Consider the following 22,279-nt stretch of genomic DNA (forward strand, 5'->3'; position numbering starts at 1 on the left):
CTCTTATCTAAGTGAGAGTTTTGCTTTTTTCTTTTTGGCTGATTTATACCATAAATAGCCGATCACCGCCGCCAAAAGGTATGGCATTACAAAGAGGTATAAAATGCCACTGTTCAGCCCGGCACCAATGCTGGTGTCACCGTTGGAGACGTTATTTTCTACGGAAGCTCTACACATCGCACACTGTGCAAAGCTCACCAGTTGAATTCCAAAAAAGAAAATAGTCAGAATCAGAAATTTAATTTTCATGGTATTCAGGGTTAAGATTTATTGATTCCTTTCAAGATCAATTCACATAATACGGACTGATCATTAAGTAAACAATCACACCTGTGACTGACACATACAACCAGATCGGATAAGCAAATTTAACCACTTTACGGTGTTTATCACGCTGATCAGTATATCCATAATAGTAGGCAAATAAAATCGGGAACAGTGCTACTGCTGCCAAAATGATGTGGGTAATCAACAGGAAGTAGTAAACCGTACGAATGAATCCCTCTCCTCCGAACCTAGTGCTTTCCGCTGCACCGTGATAGATTACATAAGAGACGAGGAATATAGCCCCCAAAATGAACGCAACGGTCATCGTTGCCCCATGATAGGTGTATTTTTTTTGTTTGATAAAAATCAACCCTACTATCAGTGCCACTGAAGCCGCCGAATTGATTACTGCATTGAGGTGAGGCAGAAAATAGACCCAGTCACCCAAAGCCGTAATCTTAGTAGGCATAAACAGTAAGACTGCTACTGCCAAGGGAATCGCAATGGATATCCCAATAATCCAATTTTTAACTTTTGCTTCTTCCTGAAGCGTTAAACTTTTATTTGCTTGCATGTAATAAGACTTTTGTTTCTAACATCAATAAGTCAACATCTTCCCTATTTGTTCCGCTGTAATAGCCTCTAATTCTTCCTAATTCATCCACTAAGATAAATTTGTCGCTATGAACAAAGTCATCGGGCACTCCATTTCCATCAAGTGTGGGAATTATAAAACCACATCGAGCTAGCTGATAAGTTTCATCTTTTGGGCCTGAAAGAAAATGCCATTTTCCGCTGATCGCTCCGTGTTCCGTGGCGTAAGTCTTTAAAATAGTCGGAGTATCAAATTCCGGGTCGATACTGATGGACATAATTTGAACATTGGGTTCATCTCTAAACATATCATTGACACGTTCCATTTCTTTGGACATGACCGGACAGATGCTCGGACATGATGTGAAAAAGAAATCGACAATCGTGATTTTCCCTTCCATTTCTGCCTTGCCTACAGCAATTCCATCCTGATTGGTAAAAGTAAAATCAGGTATAAAATGCTGGGTGGTATCGGTGACCGGGCATTCAAGAAAAGGATTATCCACACCCTTTTCAAAAAAAATAGGGAGATCATACGAATTGGTACCAAAGCTTCTTAAAAACAGAAACACCAAGACAGGAATCAGTAATATGCAGACCAACACCATTCCCTGTAATATTCGCAATCCTTTCATGTGTTTATAATTTGTTTTTCAGTGATCAGATGGAATCTTCGCATGAATTCCCCGATAGCTCGGGGCATCCCAGTGTGTGACGCTTTGGGTCATGCCTGCCTGTAGCAGACAGGCTCGATTTCATCTGTTTATAATTTGTTTCAATAGGTCAGATGGAATCTCGCATGGTGGATAATCATGCCAGTGTGTGACGTTATCGTCATGCCTGCCTGTAGCAGACAGGCTCGATTTCATGTGTTTATTTTTTGTTTTTTAAAGGCCAAACCTGCCGGCAGCCATAGCTGAGGAAGACAGGCCCGGTTTGATGCTGATTTTTTAACAAAAAAACAGGTTGAAGTGATTCACTCCAACCTGCCATTTTTTATATTTTTCTGGATTTCTACCAACGCATCAAGAAGATGTCAGAGCCTTCCTTTACCAATGCAATCACTAGCCACACCAAGAATATAAGCGGGACAATAATTGAATAGAACAAAGGCTTAACCTCATCTCCGAGGTGCATAAATTCCATCATGATGTATTTGGCTTTCCACACAGTCAGCGCGATAAACAAGAAATAAAGGATGATTCCTCTATCCATAGTGAAAGCCATAATAAATTCTACCACTGTGATCGCAAGAAGAATGAAAGCTGTTTTCCAGATTTTCTTAATCTTTTGCTCGTCGCGGGTTTCAACTATAAGTGTCGATTTGTTTTCTTGAATTTCCATATTTCGAAGAATTTTAAATGCTTAAATCAGATAGAACAACGTAAACACGAATACCCATACAAGATCTACAAAGTGCCAATAAAGTCCGATTTTTTCTACCATCTCATAGTGTCCACGCTTATCATACACACCCACTGCTGCTTGGTAAAAACAAAGGAAAAGCAAAAATACTCCTATGGTCACGTGAAATCCGTGAAATCCTGTTATAAAGAAAAATAATTGAGCAAAAGAAGCCGGACCATATTCATTGACAACAAGATTGGCTCCATATACAGTTTCGGTTACATTTTGACTCAATGAATTAATGTAGGTCAAAACCGTTCCACTTTCAGTTCCATGAATGAAGTGATTCCACTCCCAAGCCTGACAGCTAAGGAAGGTAATACCTCCAAGTAAGGTCCAGAGCATCCATTTAACCACATCATTTCGATCATTCCGATGACCTGCTTCTACAGCCAATACCATAGTGACAGAACTGGCAATCAAAATGAAAGTCATAATACCCACAAAGATCAACGGCGCATGGACTCCGTGAAGAAACGGTAGTGCCTCAAAGACAAGCTCTGGCACAGGCCAATATTCATTTGATCCAACAAACTCAGTTGCAGGCCCCTCATAGGCCGGATAGGTTACTCGAGTTGCAACATAGGTGATCAAAAATGCAGCAAAAGTGAAAATATCGGAAAGCAGGAAAAACCACATCATGAGTTTTCCATAGCTTGCTTTCAGGGGTTCATTTCCTCCTCCCCAAACGCCTCTTTTCGAGCTTACTCCAATAACAGTAGAATGCGCAGACATAAATTATTGATTTGTACCAGGTTTTTATTTAATGATTAAGAAGCAAAAACATAAACAGATATAACCACAAGCCTCCTAAGAAATGCCAATATGTGGTGGCCATTTCCATCACATCCATTGCCTTGGAGTGCACTTGCAATCTGAGTGTCGAAATTAATACAATAATCAGAAATATCACACCGCTGATCAGGTGTGCAGCATGAAGACCCGTAAAAACATATAAAAATGAGCCGGATGGATTGCCAACAAAGAACACTTCGCGATCTACCATTGCAACCCAACTATACCACTGACCTATCAGAAATGCTATTCCAAGAAGGACGGTTAAACCCATTCCAATTTTAAGATTCAAAAAATTGTCTTTTTTAGCAGAGAAATACGCCCAATGAAGGGTAAAACTGCTTAAAAGTGCAATGCCAGACGTAATCCAGAAAATTTCCGGAAGATCATATTCCAACCAATTTCCTTCAGCCTGTCTTACGATATAGGCACTCGTCAATCCCGCAAAGACCATTACAACCGATACCATAAACAACCAAAGCGCAAATTTCTTTGGGTGCATGGAAATGGGCTGCTCGACCATATCTACATATTTCAGTTCTTTTTCCATGGATTAAGGCATTTTATCGAGAAGGTAAGCGATCTGCACTATAGGTAAATAAAGAAATGAACCAAACATAATTTTCAAAGCAGACTTTCTGGAGCAATCTCTCATCAAATTGAATGTCTGAGCTAAAAACAGGACACCACAAACAGTTGCGACAATACCTGAATTCAAACCTGTAAGCCCAAAATAACTTGGCAGTAATCCCAATGGAAGTAGAAATAGCGTATAGATCATGATTTGGATGGCAGTGTTCAAATCCTGACCTCCCCCACTCGGGAGAAGTTTAAAACCTGCTCGTTTGTAATCCTCATCACTTACCCAGGCGATCGCCCAGAAATGGGGAAACTGCCATATAAACTGGATCCCGAAAATGATAAGCGCTTCATAGGAAATGGATCCGGTCGCTGCTGTCCAACCCAATAAAGGAGGCATAGCACCAGGTATCGCTCCAACAAAAACAGCAATAGGACCCACTCTTTTCAAAGGTGTGTATACAAATACATACAACACCATACTTAGTATTCCAAGCCAGGTAGTCAATGGATTAGTAAAGATCCAAAGGAGAGAAATTCCAAGAATAGCAACTAGGGAAGTAAACCAATAAGCTTCCTGAAGTGAAATAATCTGAAGTGGAAGCGGACGATTTTGAGTTCGCTTCATTAACTTGTCCAGATCCCGCTCCATAATTTCGTTGGCAGCTCCAGAGGCTCCGGAAATCAGAAATCCCCCCAAGGCAAGGCCTACAAAGCCCGTCCAACCAAAACTAACTCCTCTATCGCCAAGTATATACCCGAAAACAGCCGAGAAAGTCACTAAGGCTGATAGCCTCAGCTTAATAAGATCAGAATAAGCTTTAATCCTGTAAAGAATCAAAGAAACTATAGATTGGTCAGCTGCATTAACTGTCCCCATTTCAATTAGTGTTTAGCTTAAATTGAATATGGTCTCTTAATTGAAGTATCAAAGTAAATTGAATCCCCAATAGTAAAGACCCGAGTAATAAGTGAATTGGCTGAAGAAAAGCCGGAATTCCGAAATAAGCCATTCCCATACCGGAACCAATTTCTAACAGCAAAACCAGCATCAGCACTTGTGACCAGAGGTTTACTTTTGAATTTCTTACAGTATATCGAAATGCCCAAAAGAAATACAAGATGTGAATTCCAAGTAGGACAAGTGAAAAGGAGCGATGAATCAGGAATTTAAGTCCAACTCTATCGACCCACTCCCCTCTTAGCATATCTCCAAGTGATGAAGAAATTTGATCAATTTGTTCTCTGACCTGTGTTCCAAGTACTACCTGAAATAGCATCAATACCGTACCGATAATCAAAACCCATTGAACCTTGGAAGGCACATCCATGAAAACACCACCTTTGCTTTGTAATCGTTCAGATCGGTGTCTGATGTAAAGAAGCACAGCTACCAAAGCCAAGGCAAGCAGCATGTGAAAGGTAATCATCCAAGTCAACAAATTGGTTGAGACGACAATCGAACCTATCCAACCTGTAAACAGCACTAGAACCAGCGAAACCACAGCATAAATCGGTATCCACCTGTCAATTCTCCAAAGCTGGAAAGACTTCCAAACCGTCAGAAGAATCATTAGTCCTATGACAACACCCAATAATCGATTAAGATACTCGATCCACGTTTTGGTGGCATTGAACTCTTCTTCAATTAGAATGGATTTATCATTTGCGATTTTATTAGCTGCATTTTTAAATCCGAGTTTTTCAAGTGTCGCTACAAACCGTTCGTTTTTAGCAATTCGTTGATCAAGATAAATTTCTTGATAATTTTTTGGGAGCTGATCCACGCTTGTAGGCGGAATCACACTCCCAAAACATTTTGGCCAATCGGGACAACCCATTCCAGAGCCTGTACTTCGAACTATCCCTCCAACCAGTATCAGAAAATAAACAGCGATAACCGTGAACGTAGAAACGCTCCTAAAGCTGTCTATTGCTTTTTTAGTGCTTGGATTCATTAGCTACCAGAACCTCCGATTCATCTTTCATGATCTCCATTTCGAGTGCGACCAATTCCTGCTCATGAGGAAGATTGGACTCCGGAGTTGCAGAAAGAGGAACAGTTTGCGGGATAAAATCCTCAGCAGCACCAGGCTTTGAGTAATCATAAGGCCAACGATATACTGTTGGAATTTCTCCTGGCCAGTTACCATGTCCTGGATAAAGCGGAGTTGTCCACTCCAATGTGTTAGATCTCCAAGGATTCAAAGTAGCTTTTCTACCTCTATACATGCTGTAGAAGAAATTGAATATGAAGATAAATTGTGCTGCAAACGTGATAATTGCTGCAACCGATACAAACATATTGAGATCAGTGTACATGTCTGCGAAGTTGAAGTTCGTCCAAGAATAATATCTTCTAGGGAAACCAGCTATACCGATGTAGTGCATTGGGAAAAAGACAAGATACACCCCAGTGAATGTCAGCCAGAAGTGAATGTATCCCAACTTTGCATCCATCATTCTTCCAAACATCTTAGGGAACCAATGATATACACCAGCCATCAAACCGAAGAACGATGCAGATCCCATTACTAAGTGAAAGTGAGCTACCACAAAGTATGTATCATGCAATTGAATATCAATCGCTGAGTTGCCAAGGAAAATACCTGTCAATCCACCGGAGATAAAGAACGATACCAAGCCGATGGAAAATAACATTGCCGGTGTAAAGATCAGATTACCTCTCCAGAGTGTGGTCAGGTAATTAAATACTTTTACAGCTGAAGGTACCGCAATGATCAAAGTCAAGAACATGAAGATCGAACCCAAGAAAGGATTCATACCAGACACAAACATGTGGTGAGCCCACACAATGAATGAAAGAATCGTAATTCCCAACATGGAAATAATCATCGCTTTGTATCCAAAGATTGGCTTTCTGGAATTGGTGGCAATTACCTCAGAGGTAATACCCAAAGCTGGAAGCAATACAATATATACTTCAGGGTGACCTAGAAACCAGAATAAGTGCTGGTAAAGGACTGGGCTACCGCCAGTATTTGGTAAAGCTTCTCCACCGATGTAGATATCAGACAAATAGAAGGAAGTCCCAAAGCTTCTGTCAAACACTAACAACAAAGCTGCAGCGAACAAAACAGGGAAAGAAAGAAGACCAATGACAGCCGTTAGGAAGAAGGCCCAAATTGTGAGCGGAAGTCTTGAGAAAGACATTCCTTTCGTTCTCAGGTTAATTACTGTAGTAATGTAGTTGATTCCTCCAAGAAGTGAGGATGCAATGAAAAATGTCATTGCAATCAACCACAAAGTCATACCCAATCCTGAGCCGGGAATAGCTTGTTCTAAAGCGGAAAGCGGCGGATAAACCACCCATCCTCCACCGGCAGGACCAGTTTTGATAAACAGGGAGATGAACATGATCACACCGGAAAGGAAGAAGAACCAGTAGGAAAGCATATTCATGAAGCCGGAAGCCATGTCACGGGCACCGATTTGAAGCGGAATCAGATAATTCGAAAAGGTACCACTCAAACCTGCAGTCAATACAAAGAATACCATGATGGTACCATGCATGGTAACCAAAGCAAGGTAAAAATTGGGATCCAATGCACCTGATTCATCAATCCAACCACCCAAAAGAGGGCGAAGAAATTCCATACTCATTTCAGGGAAACCTAACTGTAACCTGAAAAGAATCGAAAGAAATCCACCGATGATCGCCCAAAACATACCGGTAATCAGGAACTGCTTACCGATCATTTTATGATCTTGGGTGAAAATATATTTTGTTATAAAATTATCATGATGCTCGTGGTGTTCGTGAGCTGCCTCGTCATGATGTGCAACAGTTGCTGTAGCCATAACCTATAATTTTATTTTTTGCTTTTACTAATTTGAATCTCCGCAAGTTCTTTCGTTTCAGCATTTAGATTCTCCGCCAAGGCAGGATTCTGCTGAATGAAAGTTTTCTGTTCTACCAACCACTTTTGGTAAGCCTCTGGCTCTACCACTTCTATCACCTTTCTCATGGAGAAATGTCCACGACCACATACTTCCGTACAGGCAATTTCATATTCAAATTCAGGATCATTTAATTCAGCCCTCATTTCTTCAGTTGTCTTTGTAGGAACAAACCAAAAACGAGTTGGCATGCCCGGTACAGCATCCATTTTCAATCTCATGTGAGGAGCAAAAACGGAATGAAGTACATCACGTGCTCTAATTTTGAAAAGCACAGGCTCACCTTTAGGAATTACAACTTTAGAAGAAGGAAAATCATCAATTGAATTTTTGTCTGTGAAATCAACTCCGTGCGAGTTTGAAGCAGTGATCAATCGATAATCATAATCTCCCAATACATTATCCTGACCTGGATATCTTATCTCCCAAGCAAACTGGTAACCCATAATTTCTACTACATGAGCTTTTTCAGGCGCAGGAGCAGTGATATCTGACCAAGCCATCCAACCTGAAATGACCAAACCAGCTAAAACCACACCGGGTACAATAGTCCAAATGATTTCAAGCTTATTGTTATCAGGGTAGAAAGTTGCTTTTCGATCTTCCTTGTACTGGTATTTGTATGGGAAGACAAAGAGCAAAACGTGTGTGATCAGGAATACAATTCCGGTAACTGCCATGGTTATCCAAAACAATTGATCGGTAACAACTCCATGCTCTGAAGCTACTGGAAGTTGATAATTTTTAAACTCCTTAATAGAGTACCAAAACATCAAAATGGTGGTACCCACAAGAAATAATACAAATAAAATCGCATTGACTTTATTACTTCCTGATGCAATCTTCTTATCAGAACCCTTTACAACAGAAACCAAGGTCTGAATTCTGTAAACCATCCAGATTATGGACAATAACAATAAAACCCCTACTCCAATCAGAAATCCGTACATATTTTAGTTTTTTCGGATAATTAATTAAATGTGATGATGATAGCTTTCTTCAAGCATTGGATGATTTTTAGCAATCAGGTTTTTCTTAGCCAGGCCTCCTAACACTACCAACGCCACCCCTGAACCATAGACAAGGAACATTCCAACCTCCATTAGCCCGATACCTCCATTATGTCCCAAAGTACCCGGCTGAACCATCAGGAAGAAATCTATCCAGTGACCAACCAAAAGGATACTACAAACCAACTTAAGAAACACTCCATGTCTTTTCGCATCTCTAGTCATAAGAACAAGGAAGGGAAGGAAGAAGTTTAGACCGATGTTTACGAAAATGAACGGTCCATACACGTCACTCGTCAATCTCTCAATAAAGTAAACTGATTCTTCAGGTATGTTGGCATAATAGATCAACAAAAACTGAGAAAACCAGAGGTAAGTCCAGAAGATTGAGAAACCGAATATAAACTTACCCATGTCATGGATATGATTTTGATTGACCATTTCCAAATAACCTTTTCCTTTAAGAAATATGGTCAACAGCGTAATTGCACAAAGTCCTGCAACGAACCATGAAGCAAATACATACCATCCAAATAAAGTCGAGAACCAGTGCGTGTCAATGGACATTACCCAATCCCATGCAGAGATAGAGGATGAAACTGCAAAGAAAATTAAGAAGAAAGCTGACCAGCTTCTCATCTTAAACCAATAGGAATTACCTCCCAATTGATCTTCTTGATCACTTATCTGTTGAAACTTTTTAAAGAAAAATACCCATAGTCCAAAGAAAAGAACCATTCTCACAATAAAGAAGATTGGGAATGTTCCTTTTGCCATCGGCCAGAAAAAGAATGCTCCCTTTCCATCGATGATGCTGTCATACTGCGGGTCATTCTTATCGAAAAGATAGGAATGAGTCCAGTGAAACAGGTCATGATTTGCAAGGAAGAAAGTAGCCACCATTAATATACCTGCAAAAGGGAGCCAATATCCAAAGGATAGCATTACTCTCAAAAGCGGTGTGGACCAACCTGCCTGGGCAGCATATTGAATGGCAAAGAAGAATACTCCTACTATTGCAATACCGGTAAAATACACATTGTTAATCCAAAGGTTGGCATACAAACGTTCGTACCAGTGAAACGCATGTCCTCCGGCTTCGCCTGCCTCATCATGACCTCCACCGGTCATAGCTAGGACAATACCAAGGCCCAAGATGACTGCACCAATGACCAAAACGGTCATGATGGACTTCTTCGTAGCTGCAGTGAAATCAAATCGCTGCTCCAAATTATAATGTTGTTCGCCGTGATGAGCCATGATTAGTTAGCTGGGGTTACTTGTGCCACCGTGGTAGAATCTACTTCCGCTGCAGGAGCGGCTGCTGTAGCTTGACCTTGGATAACTTGTTTAACATAGTGAACGATTTTCCATCTGCTTTCTTCAGGAATCTGAGAACCGTGAGCGCCCATTCTTCCTTTTCCTTTTGTGATCACATGGAAAATATGGCCTTCTGGGAGATTGACGTAAGCACCGCCTTTTAGATTGGCAACTCCACCAATTACTTCTCCTGCTTTTCCGTCACCCTCTCCACCTTTGCCATGACAAGCATTGCAATACTGGAGGTAAAGCGCTTCTCCATCTTTCAAGATTGGATCAGAAGATTTAACCGGATTTTTAATCAAAGCTGCTTGCTCCAATTCAAAAGCCTTCAATCGATAAGGAAGATACCCTTGTTTGTTTCTTGGAACCGTGTTAGCCACTGGTTCACGCATGTTCATTCCGTGCGGGTTATTTTCATTGGAATTATAATATTCCCCCTTACCGTCTTCACGAGTAGATAGCCAGCCACCTTGAGACTCATCTTTAATCTGAGACAAAGGTTCGTAAGCAATGGAATGATACATCTGAGGTGCATATTCAAGCCCCGGGTTTTCACCACCGGCTTTACATCCGCCCAATAGTGAAATAACCAGTGCAGAACCTCCGAAAATTAATGCATTTGCAATTTTCATATATCCGGATTTTCTATTCAAAACTTTTATTATTAATCTCAGTAGCGCCGGATGATTTCAAGATTTCTTTAATCCTTTCCAAATCCATTGCACTGTTATTGGCAATATCGATAGCCATAATGTGCTTATCATCAGTAGATCTAATATCAAATATTCTAGGCTGAGCCCAGGGCTTCAAATTAGAACTGATCATAAAGACTCCCACCATACCGAAAGCAGCCAAAAGAACTGTCATCTCAAATCCGACGGGAATAAAATCAGGGAATGCAGCGTAATCTTTACCTCCAATAATCATCGGCCAATCGAAGCTCATCATGTAGAATTGCATCGTCATCGCCAATGTGGTCCCTAACATTCCAAAAAGGAAGGCGGCTATTGGAAGGCGGCTTCTTTTGTAGCCAAGTACATCCTCAAGCCCATGAATTGGGTATGGAGTATATACTTCATGGATTTTAACTCCATTACTTCTGACTTTTTCTACTGCATGGAGCAATACGTCCTCATCCTCGTACACTCCCAAAATAAAATGTGTGTCTCTTTCCATGATTATTTTTCCACTTTTTCAGATGAAGATTTCAATACAGCCTTTACTTCCGCCATGTTGATTACCGGGAAGAACTTCGCAAAAAGGAAGAACAAGGTAAAAAACAAGCCAAATGTAAAGAGGTAAACTCCCACATCAGCCCATGTTGGGTAAAACATCGCCCATGAAGAAGGAAGGTAATCTCGATGAAGGGAGGTTACAATAATCACGAATCGCTCAAACCACATTCCGATATTAACTACGATCGACAGAATGAACGTGGCTACAATGGATGTTCTGATTTTTTTGATCCAGAAAAGCTGAGGGGAAATCACATTACAAGTCATCATTGACCAATAAGCCCACCAGTAAGGTCCGGTAGCACGGTTGATGAACGCATATTGTTCGGCCTCTACGCCGGAATACCAAGCGATGAAGAATTCAGTGATATATGCGATACCTACAATGGATCCGGTGATGATGATCACGATATTCATCAATTCAATGTGTCCAATTGTGATGTAATCTTCCAACTTGAAAACCTTTCTCGTGACAATCATCAACGTCAATACCATTGCAAAACCTGAGAAAATAGCTCCGGCAACAAAGTATGGAGGGAAGATCGTGGTGTGCCAGCCTGGAATCACCGAAGTGGCAAAGTCAAAGGATACAATCGTGTGTACAGAAAGTACAAGTGGTGTGGCCAATCCTGCTAGAATTAATGAAACAGATTCATAACGCATCCAAGTCTTCGCAGCGCCATCCCAACCAAATGAAAGTGCCCCATAAATGGTTTTTCTAAGTCCGGTAGCTCTATCTCGAATGGTAGCAAAATCAGGAATCAAACCGATATACCAGAAAACAAGAGATACCGAGAAGTAAGTAGAAATCGCAAACACGTCCCACAGGAGTGGTGAATTAAAGTTTACCCAAAGTGAACCGAAAGTGTTTGGAAGCGGGAGTGCCCAATAGGCGCCTAACCAAGGACGGCCCATGTGTATCACTGGGAACATCGCGGCACAGATTACGGCGAAAATCGTCATCGCTTCCGCCGCGCGGTTGATGGATGTTCTCCATTTTTGTCTGAAAAGCAACAATACCGCTGAAATCAAAGTACCGGCGTGACCAATACCGACCCACCACACGAAATTGGTGATATCCCAAGCCCAGCCTACAGTTTTATTAAGACCCCACATTCCAATCCCTTCCCAGAGCGTGGCAATGAGGGCAATTGATCCAAGTGCCAAAACTCCGGCTGCTGTAAGGAAAGCCAAAAACCAAAGCATGGAAGGCTTTCCCTCTACCTGGCGTGACACATCATGTGTCACATCATGGTAGGTTTTACCTCCGGTAACTAACGGTTGGCGTACGGATGAAGTAACCTGCATAGTTTATAAAATTATGATTACGCTTCGTTTTTCTCTTTATTTCTGATCTTGGTAAAATACCAAACGTTAGGGCTAACGTTGATCTCTTCCAACACATGGTAAGCTCGCTCTTCACCCACTTCCTTCAAGGCTGAAGTATTCTCTTCAATCTTTAAAAGCTTGGAAACTTTGCTGCTTGGATCATTCATATCTCCGAACACCAATGCATCAGTAGGGCATGCTACAGCACAGGCCATGTTGATTTCTCCATCCTGAATGGTTCGCTTCTCGCGCTTTGCAGTAAGTTTACCGGCCTGAATTCGCTGCACGCACATGGAGCATTTTTCCATTACACCACGTACTCGGACAGTGACATCAGGATTCAATACCATTTTACCCAAATCATCGTTCTGAGCAATGTTCACTCCTGCGAAGTCTTTGTTGTCATGATATTTGAACCAGTTGAATCGACGCACTTTATACGGACAGTTGTTGGCACAATATCTTGTACCGATACATCTGTTGTAAGTCATTTGATTCAGACCTTCAGAAGAGTGAGTAGTAGCCGCTACAGGACAGACCGTCTCGCAAGGTGCGTTGTTACACTGCTGGCACATCATCGGCTGGAAAGTCACCTCAGGATTTTCAGCGGCGATTTCCATCCCTTTCAAATCTTCAGCAGAAGCATCAGATGAATAATAACGGTCAATTCGGATCCAAGCCATTTCTCTTCTGTTGAGAACTTCCTGCTTTCCTACTACCGCTACGTTGTTTTCAACCTGGCAAGCCACAGTACATGCACCGCAACCAATACAGGAGTTCATGTCGATGGCAAGCCCCCAATGGTGCTGGCTATATTGATGGCCCTTCCAAAGGGATAATTTAGATGGCTTTACAAATTCTCCATCCTTATAAATCTTCGGTCTATATCGACCGGCCGAAGCATCTGCCTGATAAGCAGACAGAACTGATTCCTGAATGACGTTTTCACGTCCCATGAAAGTTTGGTGAGTCTGTGTACGGGCAATTTTATAAGAATCTCCGGTTACAGCTACCTCAACGCCAGTGGTAATGTCAAAATTTACAAAGCCTTTAGAAGCATCCAGCAAATCGTAAGCATTAACCCCGACTCCATCAGCAACCCGGCCCGCTTTGGTTCTTCCGTAGCCTATTGCCAAACCAAAAGTACCATTTGCCTGACCCGGCTGAACCAAAATCGGAACGATTAGGGATTTTCCGTTGACAGTGATGGAAGCTTTTTGAGTATTTTCTTCATACATGGTTACACCTTTGTCCGTTGCCCATTTCTGAGATACAGTCAAGTAATTATCCCATGTTGCCTTTGTGATTGGATCAGGCATTTCCTGAAGCCAAGGATTATTGGCAAAAGCACCGCTTCCTAAACCTACTTTAGAATAGATAACTAATTCGGCACCGGAATTATCTGCTTTGTATGTCTGTGCAACAGCTGAGGCTGCCGCAGAGGCATCTCCAATTGCGGATACACTTTTTGGAGTAGTTTCTACAGATACAACTCCGTTGAACAGAGCCTGATCCCAAAATTCCTGGAAAGACGCACCCTTACCCGCAAGAGGAAACAAAGTAGCGTTCCAGTTTGCCTGAAGGTAATCGTAGTAATTGGTCGTAGAACCTGCCCAAATCAAGAAGGATTCCTGAGCTTGTCTGGTATTAAAAAGTGGGGAAATGGTTGGTTGGGACACTGAGAATTGACCTTGCTTTGGCTGAAAATCATTCCAAGATTCCAAGAAGTGATGATCAGGAGCAACAATTTGAACAAGTGATGAAGTCTCATCAAGCGTTCCATTTGTGGAGATACTCACTTTTGCTTTGGCAATACCTTCAGCGATTTCCGCTCCACGGGCATGGTCATACACCGGATTACAGTTGTAGAAAATTACTCCACCAACTTGTCCGCCTTTTAATTCGCCAACGAATTGATTCATCCGCTCGTCATTTCCTCTTCTGAAGAAAACAGGATTTGCGAAATCTACCGTTGCACCGTTATTTCCAAGCAATTCATTGATTGCGTTGATTACTATTTGAACATTTGGATCGTTTGATCCAGAAACGACAAGTGAAGCTCCATTTGAAGCTAAAAGATCAGCAGCAGCTTTGTCAAGATTTGCAATTTCTACTTTGGGAGCAGAAACGGTAGCCGCACCTGACTTGCTTGCGATAGCGTTATATAATGCCAATACAGCCAACCCGCTTTGTGAAGCTTTGATTGGAGTTCTGTAATCAGCATTGGCACCTGTCATGGACAAATTGGACTCAAACTGATAATGCCTGGACATTTCAGGCTTCTCTTTGCTGATTTTTCTTGTTTTTGCGTAAGCTCCGGCAAATTCAATCGGCGAAATCCAAGTTCCCAAGAAATCCGCGCCAAAGGAGACAATTGTCTTTGCTTTGTCGAAATGGTAAGAAGGGATAACAGCAGCGCCATAGAATGTTTCTGCAGCTTTTGAAATGCCAAAGTTTGAAATCGGATCATACATGATCAATTCGGCTCCACCAAAGGCTGCACCGAATTCCTGAAGCGCTTTTTCCGTGGATGGAGAAAGGATGGTGTTTGCTACAATCTTGACAGTTCCGGCAGAAGCTAACTTGCTTTTGACCTCTGTATCAAGTGCAGCCCACTCAGCCACAGCTCCACCGATCATAGGATTGGCGAGTCTTTGCTTATCGTATAGCGAAAGCACAGAAGCTTCGACGATGGCATTGACTTTTCCTTTATTAATTGGAGAAAGCTCATTTCCGTCAATTTTGATCGGACGGCCTTCTCTTGTTTTCACCACTACAGCAGCATAGTCACCGCCTGAAGCGAATGTTGATGCGTAATAATTAGGAATGGAAGGGTTGATATCAATCGGCTTATTTACATAAGGGATTGCCTTTCTGATTGGAGCCTCGCATGCAGCCAAAGAAGCTGCAGCTAAACTGAAACCCATTACTTTGAGAAAATCTCTTCGGGAGGCACTGCCGTCCTCATTTAGTATGGTTGGGAGTTCTGCAAACTCCTTGTCGGCATGCTTTACAAACTCCGGATCGTTGCTGAGTTGCTCGAGCCCTTTCCAGTAGGTTTTTTTGTTTTCCTTCATTTTTATTTCTAGGAATGAATTAGCAAATAGGATAAGGAATTAATAGTGGCACTTGGCACACTCTAGGCCACCGATGTCTTTGACTTTCAAAGCATCTTTAGAATCAGAGTGAAGTTGAACTAACTTATCATAGTAGGCATTACCTTGAGTTGCAACTTCAGTCTGTCTGTGGCAATCGATACACCAGCCCATAGTCAAAGAGCTATGCTGACCAACCACTTCCATTTCCTGAATAGGACCATGACATGTTTGGCATTCGATACCACCCACTGCTACGTGCTGCGCGTGATTGAAGTAAGCCAAGTCCGGAAGATTGTGCACCCGAACCCATTCGATTGGTTGGTTATTGTCTACTGCTGCGTAGATTTTTGCGATTTCAGGGGAAATCCCTTCTTTACCACCTACATTTTGGATATGAGTATGGCAGTTCATACAGATGTTTGCTGAAGGAATGTTTGCCGATTTTCCGATTTCTACACCGGTATGGCAATATTGACAGGCAACTTCATATTGACCGGCATGTAGCGCATGCGAGAATGCAATCGGCTGGGCCGGTGCATAGCCTTGCTGTACACCTACTGAATATAGGCCATCGATCGCTGTTTTAGCCACCAAGGCAATTACCAGCGCTGTAACTACAATTATGAATCCGTCACTTTTAAAAACTTTAGCGAATTCAAATTTCTGGGACACGAACTCTTTTTCATCCTCAGGAAGATCTTGCTTATTGATATATTTTGTCAATACTGAAATAATCAATCCCAGAACCACCAAAATAAGAATCAGTACCAAAACCAATACTCCCAAAATCACAGTCAAGTATTCACTTGGAATTCCTCCTCCAGCACCGGTCGAGCCATCTGCTCCTCCGGCAACGGCCGCTGCTGCAGCTGCAGGATCAACCTTGTCCCCGTACTCAATGTAGGATAACAAGCCATCTAACTCAGCATCACTCAAGAAAGTGTATGCAGGCATTATGGAGTTGTTATACTCTTTGTACAAGGCTACCGCGTAAGAATCACCGGAAGCAATAACCTCTCCTGAGTTCTTAATCCATCTCTTAACCCATTCAGCACTATTTCTGTCTGTTGCGCCTCTCAATGCCGGACCAATGTATTTTTGATCCAACTTATGACAAGTCTTACAGTTAGCGTTGAACACAGTCTTGCCTACCGCAATGGCTTCATCACTGTCTATTACGGCAGGATCCGCCGCATAAGCCGAGGCTCCGATCAGCATGAAAAACAGCACTGCCAGTGTCTGGAAACTCAATCGAATTCCTACTAACGAGCGTTTAGATAACATATACTAGCTAATTAAATAGTTTTAAGGTTCTCTTTAACCCCTGCAAAGGTACTACCCGACGCTAATTATTCAAACAAGAATTCGGATACCTTAAAATGATTCAAATAGCTATTTTTTAATATTTATTTAATTGACTTTCAATTGATTATAATTTCATTCTTAGGCTTAATATTATTTAGAATTGATATAAATAATGGAATTTTCGATCAAAAAACGTACTGCCTTGATAATCAGGTTTTACCCCATTGAAAATGTATAAATCCCTTGGTTTCCCTAAAAAACAAATATTTGTATGAACCAATATTTGAAAAATCATTGTTTGATGAAGTAAATAATAATCTTACATTTGCCATCCGAAAACTAATGGTCGAGTGGCCGAGTGGCTAGGCAGAGGTCTGCAAAACCTCGTACAGCGGTTCGAATCCGCTCTCGACCTCATTTCAAAAGCATCCGTCCAAACGGATGCTTTTATTTTTTATTGGCATTGTAAAATATCCTGCACAATTGAGAATTTGTCGGCAAACAGTTTCTCTCTCAACTCCGGATCCTGAGCACCTGTGGCGCCTCGAGTGCCTTTTTAAGCTTATTTGAAAATTTGTTTTTCACCTCTAACTGAATCCCATACTTCCTTGAGGATTTATTTTTTTGTAAAAAATATTCAAAAAAAAAACGCCGACTTTTCAGCCGGCGTTTTCAATTCTAAAGTATTAAGTCTAACGTCTTAAGTCTTACTTCTTTCCTTCCATTTTCTCTTTCAATTCAGCCAGCGCGCCGATATCACCCAAAGTTGATTTCTCAGCCTGAGCAGGCATCTCTACTGATTCTTCTTTCTTCTTTCCGGTAGGTGCAGCAGCTTTCTTAGGAGCTTTAGCTTCTTCCTTGAAAGTAGCAGTGTGAGAAAGCACAATTCGCTTGTCGTCTTTAGAGAATTCAGTCACTTTGAAATCCAAAGATTCGCCGATCTCAACCTGAGAACCGTCTTCTTTCTCCAAGTTCTTCACAGTAGCAAATCCTTCCAATCCGTATGGGAGCTCAAGAACAGCTCCTTTGTCATTCTTGGAGTTGACAGTACACTTATGCACTGAACCTACAGGGAATACAGTTTCGAAGGTATCCCAAGGGTTTTCTTCCAACTGCTTATGACCAAGCGCCAATCTTCTGTTGTCAACGTCAAGCTCAAGAACTGCTACGTCAAGCTCATCACCAACTTTTACAAATTCAGATGGATGCTTGATTTTCTTAGTCCAAGAAAGGTCAGATACGTGAACCAAACCGTCGATTCCCTCTTCCAATTCAAGGAAAAGACCAAAGTTGGTTAAGTTTCTTACGACACCTTTGTGCTTGGAACCCACCGCATACTTAGTACTCATGTCCTGCTTAGTCCATGGATCTTCGGTAAGTTGTTTGATACCCAAAGACATCTTTCTGTCGTCCTTGTCCAAAGTCAAAACTACTGCTTCGATTTCGTCTCCTACTTTCACGAAGTCAGCTGGGTTTCTCAAGTGCTGAGACCAGCTCATTTCCGAAACGTGAATCAAACCTTCAACACCAGGAGCAAGCTCAAGGAATGCACCGTAGTCCGCTACGTTTACAATCTTACCTTGTACTCTTGAACCGATTTCAAGGCTGGATGCCAACGAATCCCAAGGATGAGAAGTCAACTGCTTCATACCCAAAGAAATTCTTCTCTTGTCGTCATCAAAGTCAAGAACAACAATCTGAACCTTCTGATCAAGCTGCAATACTTCTTCTGGGTGGTTGATACGACCCCAAGAAATATCTGTAATGTGAAGTAGACCATCTACACCACCCAAATCGATGAATACACCGAAGTTGGTCATGTTCTTGATCACACCTTCCAATACCTGACCTTTTTCCAGGTTGTTGAGTATTTCCGCTTTTTGCTTCTCCAAATCCTTCTCGATGAGGATCTTATGAGAAACTACTACGTTATCATTTGCGTGGTTGATCTTCACCACTTTTACTTCCATTTTCTTACCTACATAGATATCGAAATCTCTGATAGGCTTCACATCGATCTGAGAACCCGGCAAGAATGCTTCTACACCGTAGATATCTACGATCAAACCACCTTTGGTTCTTCTCTTTACAAGACCTTCGATTACGCTGTCATTTTCCAACGCACCTTCGATGTCCTGCCAAGCACGAACAATCTTTGCTTTCTTACGGGAAAGGATCAACTGACCCAAAGCGTTTTCCTGCTCCTCGATGAATACTTCAACTTCGTCACCTGGCTTGATGCCGGCTACGTCACGGAATTCAGAAAGCGGAACCAGTCCGTCAGATTTGAAACCGATGTTGATGATTACATCTTTGTCATTTACTCCTACTACGACACCTTTGATCACTTCTTTTTCAGTGATTTCGCTCAAAGTACCGGTGTACATAGCTTCCATCTGAGCTCTTTGCTCTTTGGTGTAACCTTCTCCGAAACCTTTGGTATCGAAGGCTTCCCAATTAAATTCTTTTGTACTAGACATAGTGAAATTTGACTCTGATTAGCCTCAGTCTTAGAGTCGTCTGACTGAAGTTTTGTGGTTAGAAATCAGCGCTTTGAACTTACAAACCGCCCCGCTCACCCGAACGGATTGCAAAAGTACTGATTTTCTTCTATTTCCAGCCAAGATGATGGAAAATTCAGCATGATTTGAAGGTAATTTCAACTCCGTTTAGAGAAGTTTTTAAAGAAAAGTTTCGAATGAGCATTTAAAAATCAGCGATTATCTAGGAGCCAATCTGCGTTTTTCTGTATGAAAATTCCCAATATTTAAACAAAAATAAAAGCCCCGGATTGCTCCGAGGCTTTGCAAGCAAAGAGTTAAAGGATAATTTTCGAACTCAAATTTAACGAATATTCCGGATGATCAAATTCTTCCAGTGGATTTATACAGCCTATTCAGCGATCCTTTTTGTGATATTAATGCTGGTTTTAGGTCTTTTCGTTCTGATTCCGCTATTGATAAGCCAAAAGGGAGACAAAATCTCCTTCTTTTTCATCCGCCTTTGGGCAGGGACTTGGTCTTTTCTCTCAGGGGTTCGATACGAGATACATGGTCTGGAACATATCGACAGAAGTAAACCCTATATCTATATTTTCAATCATCGGTCTTTTGTCGATGCTCCTGTTATTCCTATGGTGATTCCCCAGGAAGTGAGAGCCATTGGAAAAAAAGAACTATCCAAAATCCCCGTTTTCGGTCAAGTCATCGGAAAGTTGGCTGTGTGGGTAGATCGGAGCGACTCCGAATCCAGAAGGATCAGCCTGGAAAAGCTCGTCAAATTCCTCAATCAAGGAAGTTCTATAGTCGTTGCCCCCGAAGGTACCAGAAATGATACAGATGAAACATTTCTCCCATTTCAAAAAGGAGCATTTCGGCTGTCTATCGAAACAGGTATTCCAATCTTGCCCATGGCAGTAATCGGAGCGAATCGAATCATGAAGCGGGGCTCACTTTTGCTCAGTCCGGGTAAAGTCAGTGTCTATTTTTCAGCACCCATCCAACCCCCGCTTACTTCCCAAACAGCAGTCAATGAGTTTTCATTAAAATGCCGGAACCGCCTGGAAGCCATGATTTTGGCTCATGAATAAGCTGAAAGAAAAAGTACTGAATCAAAAGTTGTGGCCAAAAAACCACTGATCCAACTGCCATCTAATCGCAAAAGGACGGAAAATAGGTTCTCAGTATTTCGACTAATTTAATCCCTTGACCCAAAGATAAGGAGGAAGGCAGAGAGTTAATTTGGCAGATTGAAGTAAATACAGAAATTTAAGCTCGGTAAAATGAATTTTTAATGCTCATTATTTCGTTACATTTGAAAAAAAAAGAAGATTTTGAAAGCAGTATTTTTCGGTAAAGGAATTACCCTCGTCTTTTGCTTATTCTTTCTGGCATACTTCGGCAATCAAAAAGCTGAGGCGTCTCCTTCTACAATTCCCCTAAAAGCTGAAGTACTCGAATCAAAACATGATTTTAATGATTTTGGTCTCACTCAGCGTCAAATAGCCTCTGAGGAATTTCACGATCAGGATAGAAAATTATCAGGATATTTTATCCATAGTCTTTCTGATTGCTTTTGCCCTCAAATCAATCGTTGGGCGAGATTGGCTTTATTTTTTTCACACAAATCATCTTTCAAAGACCTTTCAGTACTATATCATAATCTGAGGATTTAGGATTTCCCAACTCAAGCCTGTTCAAAAAGGCAGTTTAAAAAATCCATTTTAAAAAACTCAATTATGAAAACTATATCTGTAAATGATATGGCAAGTTTTAATGTTTCAAACTTTGCCATAAATGATGTGTTGCTTGATAAAAACTCAAAAACCGAAAGGGAATTCTTGTTGAAAAGGGCAATCCTACTTCATTATCTGGATCATCAGACATCAAAAATCACTTTCAAAGATGATCATGATGAAATCTTTGAAGTTGAATGCTCGGTAATAGCAGTCACAGACAGACATGTCATCCTGAAATCTGGGCTCTTTGTACCGATTCATGCGGTCATTTCCATAGAATTGATTTGACGGCTAATTTTAGTAAATCAATCCCTTACCAGCTTTGGTGGGGGATTTTTTTTGAATTAGCTGAATCAAATAAACTAGCTACTCCAGTTTTTCCATATTCAAAAATCAAGTTTTGCTCACCGAAAAATGGGAATGTGCTTTTTTTACAATGAGTTCCTTTTTAAACAAGTCAAATCTCCTGCTCTTGACATAAGAGAATCAAAAAACTGCCAATACTTGTCAAAACCACTTTACTCAACCTCAGGAATTCCTTTCGGTTCTGCTAAAGCATCCGCCGTAAGCTCCTCAAAAACAGCATAAATCGCATAATAACTTACCGGTATCGTAATCAATAGCCCAACGAAAAAAACGATAATTCCCACAATATTGATACCTACCAGTACAAGCACAAATCCGAAAAATTTCCACCAATTCATTGTAATCAGCCTTCGGCTCAGCTCAAGCGAAAACCAAAAATCCCTTCCTGAAAACAAAGCAAAGGGAATCCCAAACATAAAGGCTACTGCCAGATAAATACCGGGTAGCACCAATGCCAAAATCCCAAAAAAGATCAAAATTCCTGAAATCAATGAAGTAACAATTACAATCCCCCAATAGGAGAACCCTTCAAAATAACTGGAAAACTCCACTTCCACCCCTCGGCTGATCCGATTGGCAACCAAAAAGTAGCCCGCAGTAAGTGAAGGTGAAATTAAGATACTAATGAGAAGGCTGTAATTATCCAGATAGAAAGTGGATAATCCCTGAATAGTGAATATCAACAACGAGAAAGCAACAGAATTCAAGGGCTGAGTTTTAAAAAATTCCCAGCCCTTTCTAATACTCTCTTGGATATTGAATTCAGGATACTGCTGAAAAAGTTTCTCGATCTGTCCTTCGGTCATGCTGTTG

Annotated in this window: 20 protein-coding genes and 1 tRNA gene; 3 read left to right on the top strand and 18 right to left on the bottom strand. The window is 41.3% G+C overall.

From position 1 onward, the window contains the following. Positions 1-3 precede the first annotated feature (3 nt). The 16 genes from Q8M62_RS09985 to Q8M62_RS10060 all read right to left on the bottom strand — a co-directional run bounded on the left by Q8M62_RS09985 (position 4) and on the right by Q8M62_RS10060 (position 16,842). Positions 4-249: a hypothetical protein gene (locus tag Q8M62_RS09985; protein WP_304902055.1), complete on the bottom strand. Its 246-nt coding sequence runs from the start codon at positions 247-249 to the stop codon at positions 4-6. A gap of 37 nt (positions 250-286) precedes the next feature. After that, positions 287-841 carry a DUF420 domain-containing protein gene (locus tag Q8M62_RS09990; protein ID WP_304902056.1) on the bottom strand — a complete coding sequence of 185 codons (555 nt, stop codon included), beginning with the start codon at positions 839-841 and terminating at the stop codon, positions 287-289. Further along, the gene (locus Q8M62_RS09995; protein ID WP_304902057.1) at positions 828-1,496 is read right to left on the bottom strand and encodes an SCO family protein; all 669 of its coding nucleotides are present in this window, start codon (positions 1,494-1,496) and stop codon (positions 828-830) included. The genes Q8M62_RS09990 and Q8M62_RS09995 overlap by 14 nt, the downstream gene beginning before the upstream one ends. A gap of 379 nt (positions 1,497-1,875) precedes the next feature. Continuing rightward, positions 1,876-2,205, bottom strand: coding sequence for a cytochrome C oxidase subunit IV family protein (locus tag Q8M62_RS10000; RefSeq protein ID WP_304902058.1), 330 nt, complete (start codon positions 2,203-2,205; stop codon positions 1,876-1,878). A 21-nt stretch (positions 2,206-2,226) separates the two neighbouring features. Beyond that, entirely contained in the window at positions 2,227-3,003 is a 777-nt protein-coding gene (locus Q8M62_RS10005; RefSeq protein ID WP_304902059.1) for a cytochrome c oxidase subunit 3, read from the bottom strand. A 28-nt stretch (positions 3,004-3,031) separates the two neighbouring features. Then, entirely contained in the window at positions 3,032-3,613 is a 582-nt protein-coding gene (locus Q8M62_RS10010; RefSeq protein WP_304902060.1) for a cytochrome c oxidase subunit 3, read from the bottom strand. 3 nt (positions 3,614-3,616) lie between these two features. Then, positions 3,617-4,522 carry a heme o synthase gene (gene cyoE, locus Q8M62_RS10015; RefSeq protein ID WP_304902061.1) on the bottom strand — a complete coding sequence of 302 codons (906 nt, stop codon included), beginning with the start codon at positions 4,520-4,522 and terminating at the stop codon, positions 3,617-3,619. Position 4,523: 1 nt separating this feature from the next. Then, positions 4,524-5,600, bottom strand: a complete 1,077-nt coding sequence (locus tag Q8M62_RS10020; protein ID WP_304902062.1) for a heme A synthase — start codon at positions 5,598-5,600, stop codon at positions 4,524-4,526. Then, positions 5,584-7,464 carry a cbb3-type cytochrome c oxidase subunit I gene (locus Q8M62_RS10025; RefSeq protein ID WP_304902063.1) on the bottom strand — a complete coding sequence of 627 codons (1,881 nt, stop codon included), beginning with the start codon at positions 7,462-7,464 and terminating at the stop codon, positions 5,584-5,586. The genes Q8M62_RS10020 and Q8M62_RS10025 overlap by 17 nt, the downstream gene beginning before the upstream one ends. A gap of 11 nt (positions 7,465-7,475) precedes the next feature. Continuing rightward, positions 7,476-8,513 carry a cytochrome c oxidase subunit II gene (locus Q8M62_RS10030; RefSeq protein ID WP_304902064.1) on the bottom strand — a complete coding sequence of 346 codons (1,038 nt, stop codon included), beginning with the start codon at positions 8,511-8,513 and terminating at the stop codon, positions 7,476-7,478. A gap of 24 nt (positions 8,514-8,537) precedes the next feature. Continuing rightward, a complete protein-coding gene (locus Q8M62_RS10035; RefSeq protein ID WP_304902065.1) occupies positions 8,538-9,833 on the bottom strand; it encodes a quinol:cytochrome C oxidoreductase in 1,296 nt (431 codons plus the stop codon). Positions 9,834-9,835: 2 nt separating this feature from the next. Then, the gene (locus Q8M62_RS10040) at positions 9,836-10,528 is read right to left on the bottom strand and encodes a cytochrome c (protein ID WP_304902066.1); all 693 of its coding nucleotides are present in this window, start codon (positions 10,526-10,528) and stop codon (positions 9,836-9,838) included. Positions 10,529-10,541: 13 nt separating this feature from the next. Next, on the bottom strand, positions 10,542-11,072 hold the full coding sequence (locus tag Q8M62_RS10045; protein ID WP_304902067.1) for a DUF3341 domain-containing protein: 531 nt from the start codon (positions 11,070-11,072) through the stop codon (positions 10,542-10,544). A gap of 2 nt (positions 11,073-11,074) precedes the next feature. Next, positions 11,075-12,439: an NrfD/PsrC family molybdoenzyme membrane anchor subunit gene (gene nrfD / locus Q8M62_RS10050; protein ID WP_304902068.1), complete on the bottom strand. Its 1,365-nt coding sequence runs from the start codon at positions 12,437-12,439 to the stop codon at positions 11,075-11,077. A 17-nt stretch (positions 12,440-12,456) separates the two neighbouring features. Further along, positions 12,457-15,537: a TAT-variant-translocated molybdopterin oxidoreductase gene (locus Q8M62_RS10055; RefSeq protein ID WP_304902069.1), complete on the bottom strand. Its 3,081-nt coding sequence runs from the start codon at positions 15,535-15,537 to the stop codon at positions 12,457-12,459. A gap of 39 nt (positions 15,538-15,576) precedes the next feature. Continuing rightward, the gene (locus Q8M62_RS10060; protein ID WP_304902070.1) at positions 15,577-16,842 is read right to left on the bottom strand and encodes a c-type cytochrome; all 1,266 of its coding nucleotides are present in this window, start codon (positions 16,840-16,842) and stop codon (positions 15,577-15,579) included. A gap of 365 nt (positions 16,843-17,207) precedes the next feature. Between Q8M62_RS10060 and Q8M62_RS10065 the strand changes: the two genes are divergently transcribed. Beyond that, a tRNA-Cys gene (locus tag Q8M62_RS10065) sits at positions 17,208-17,278 on the top strand. A 292-nt stretch (positions 17,279-17,570) separates the two neighbouring features. On the opposite strand, the gene rpsA is transcribed toward Q8M62_RS10065, so the two are convergent. Further along, complete coding sequence (rpsA, locus tag Q8M62_RS10070; RefSeq protein ID WP_304902071.1) at positions 17,571-19,343, bottom strand: 30S ribosomal protein S1; 1,773 nt, start codon at positions 19,341-19,343, stop codon at positions 17,571-17,573. A 380-nt stretch (positions 19,344-19,723) separates the two neighbouring features. Here rpsA and Q8M62_RS10075 point away from each other — a divergent pair, with 380 nt between their 5' ends. Both Q8M62_RS10075 and Q8M62_RS10080 read left to right on the top strand, forming a co-directional pair. Then, entirely contained in the window at positions 19,724-20,452 is a 729-nt protein-coding gene (locus tag Q8M62_RS10075) for a lysophospholipid acyltransferase family protein (protein WP_370690577.1), read from the top strand. Between the two features lie 648 nt (positions 20,453-21,100). Further along, positions 21,101-21,388, top strand: a complete 288-nt coding sequence (locus tag Q8M62_RS10080) for a hypothetical protein (protein ID WP_304902072.1) — start codon at positions 21,101-21,103, stop codon at positions 21,386-21,388. Between the two features lie 230 nt (positions 21,389-21,618). Here Q8M62_RS10080 and Q8M62_RS10085 read toward each other — a convergent pair whose 3' ends face one another. Next, positions 21,619-22,272 carry a hypothetical protein gene (locus Q8M62_RS10085; protein WP_304902073.1) on the bottom strand — a complete coding sequence of 218 codons (654 nt, stop codon included), beginning with the start codon at positions 22,270-22,272 and terminating at the stop codon, positions 21,619-21,621. Positions 22,273-22,279 lie beyond the last annotated feature (7 nt).

It is taken from the genome of Algoriphagus sp., assembly GCF_030694375.1.
Taxonomy (GTDB): domain Bacteria; phylum Bacteroidota; class Bacteroidia; order Cytophagales; family Cyclobacteriaceae; genus Algoriphagus.

Bases quoted from the DNA above. Each gene is read 5' to 3' on its own strand.
- Q8M62_RS09985 (WP_304902055.1), bottom strand. From the start codon at position 249: ATGAAAATTAAATTTCTGATTCTGACTATTTTCTTTTTTGGAATTCAA.
- Q8M62_RS09990 (WP_304902056.1), bottom strand. From the start codon at position 841: ATGCAAGCAAATAAAAGTTTAACGCTTCAGGAAGAAGCAAAAGTTAAA.
- Q8M62_RS09995 (WP_304902057.1), bottom strand. From the start codon at position 1,496: ATGAAAGGATTGCGAATATTACAGGGAATGGTGTTGGTCTGCATATTA.
- Q8M62_RS10000 (WP_304902058.1), bottom strand. From the start codon at position 2,205: ATGGAAATTCAAGAAAACAAATCGACACTTATAGTTGAAACCCGCGAC.
- Q8M62_RS10005 (WP_304902059.1), bottom strand. From the start codon at position 3,003: ATGTCTGCGCATTCTACTGTTATTGGAGTAAGCTCGAAAAGAGGCGTT.
- Q8M62_RS10010 (WP_304902060.1), bottom strand. From the start codon at position 3,613: ATGGAAAAAGAACTGAAATATGTAGATATGGTCGAGCAGCCCATTTCC.
- cyoE (WP_304902061.1), bottom strand. From the start codon at position 4,522: ATGGGGACAGTTAATGCAGCTGACCAATCTATAGTTTCTTTGATTCTT.
- Q8M62_RS10020 (WP_304902062.1), bottom strand. From the start codon at position 5,600: ATGAATCCAAGCACTAAAAAAGCAATAGACAGCTTTAGGAGCGTTTCT.
- Q8M62_RS10025 (WP_304902063.1), bottom strand. From the start codon at position 7,464: ATGGCTACAGCAACTGTTGCACATCATGACGAGGCAGCTCACGAACAC.
- Q8M62_RS10030 (WP_304902064.1), bottom strand. From the start codon at position 8,513: ATGTACGGATTTCTGATTGGAGTAGGGGTTTTATTGTTATTGTCCATA.
- Q8M62_RS10035 (WP_304902065.1), bottom strand. From the start codon at position 9,833: ATGGCTCATCACGGCGAACAACATTATAATTTGGAGCAGCGATTTGAT.
- Q8M62_RS10040 (WP_304902066.1), bottom strand. From the start codon at position 10,528: ATGAAAATTGCAAATGCATTAATTTTCGGAGGTTCTGCACTGGTTATT.
- Q8M62_RS10045 (WP_304902067.1), bottom strand. From the start codon at position 11,072: ATGGAAAGAGACACACATTTTATTTTGGGAGTGTACGAGGATGAGGAC.
- nrfD (WP_304902068.1), bottom strand. From the start codon at position 12,439: ATGCAGGTTACTTCATCCGTACGCCAACCGTTAGTTACCGGAGGTAAA.
- Q8M62_RS10055 (WP_304902069.1), bottom strand. From the start codon at position 15,537: ATGAAGGAAAACAAAAAAACCTACTGGAAAGGGCTCGAGCAACTCAGC.
- Q8M62_RS10060 (WP_304902070.1), bottom strand. From the start codon at position 16,842: ATGTTATCTAAACGCTCGTTAGTAGGAATTCGATTGAGTTTCCAGACA.
- rpsA (WP_304902071.1), bottom strand. From the start codon at position 19,343: ATGTCTAGTACAAAAGAATTTAATTGGGAAGCCTTCGATACCAAAGGT.
- Q8M62_RS10075 (WP_370690577.1), top strand. From the start codon at position 19,724: ATGATCAAATTCTTCCAGTGGATTTATACAGCCTATTCAGCGATCCTT.
- Q8M62_RS10080 (WP_304902072.1), top strand. From the start codon at position 21,101: ATGAAAACTATATCTGTAAATGATATGGCAAGTTTTAATGTTTCAAAC.
- Q8M62_RS10085 (WP_304902073.1), bottom strand. From the start codon at position 22,272: ATGACCGAAGGACAGATCGAGAAACTTTTTCAGCAGTATCCTGAATTC.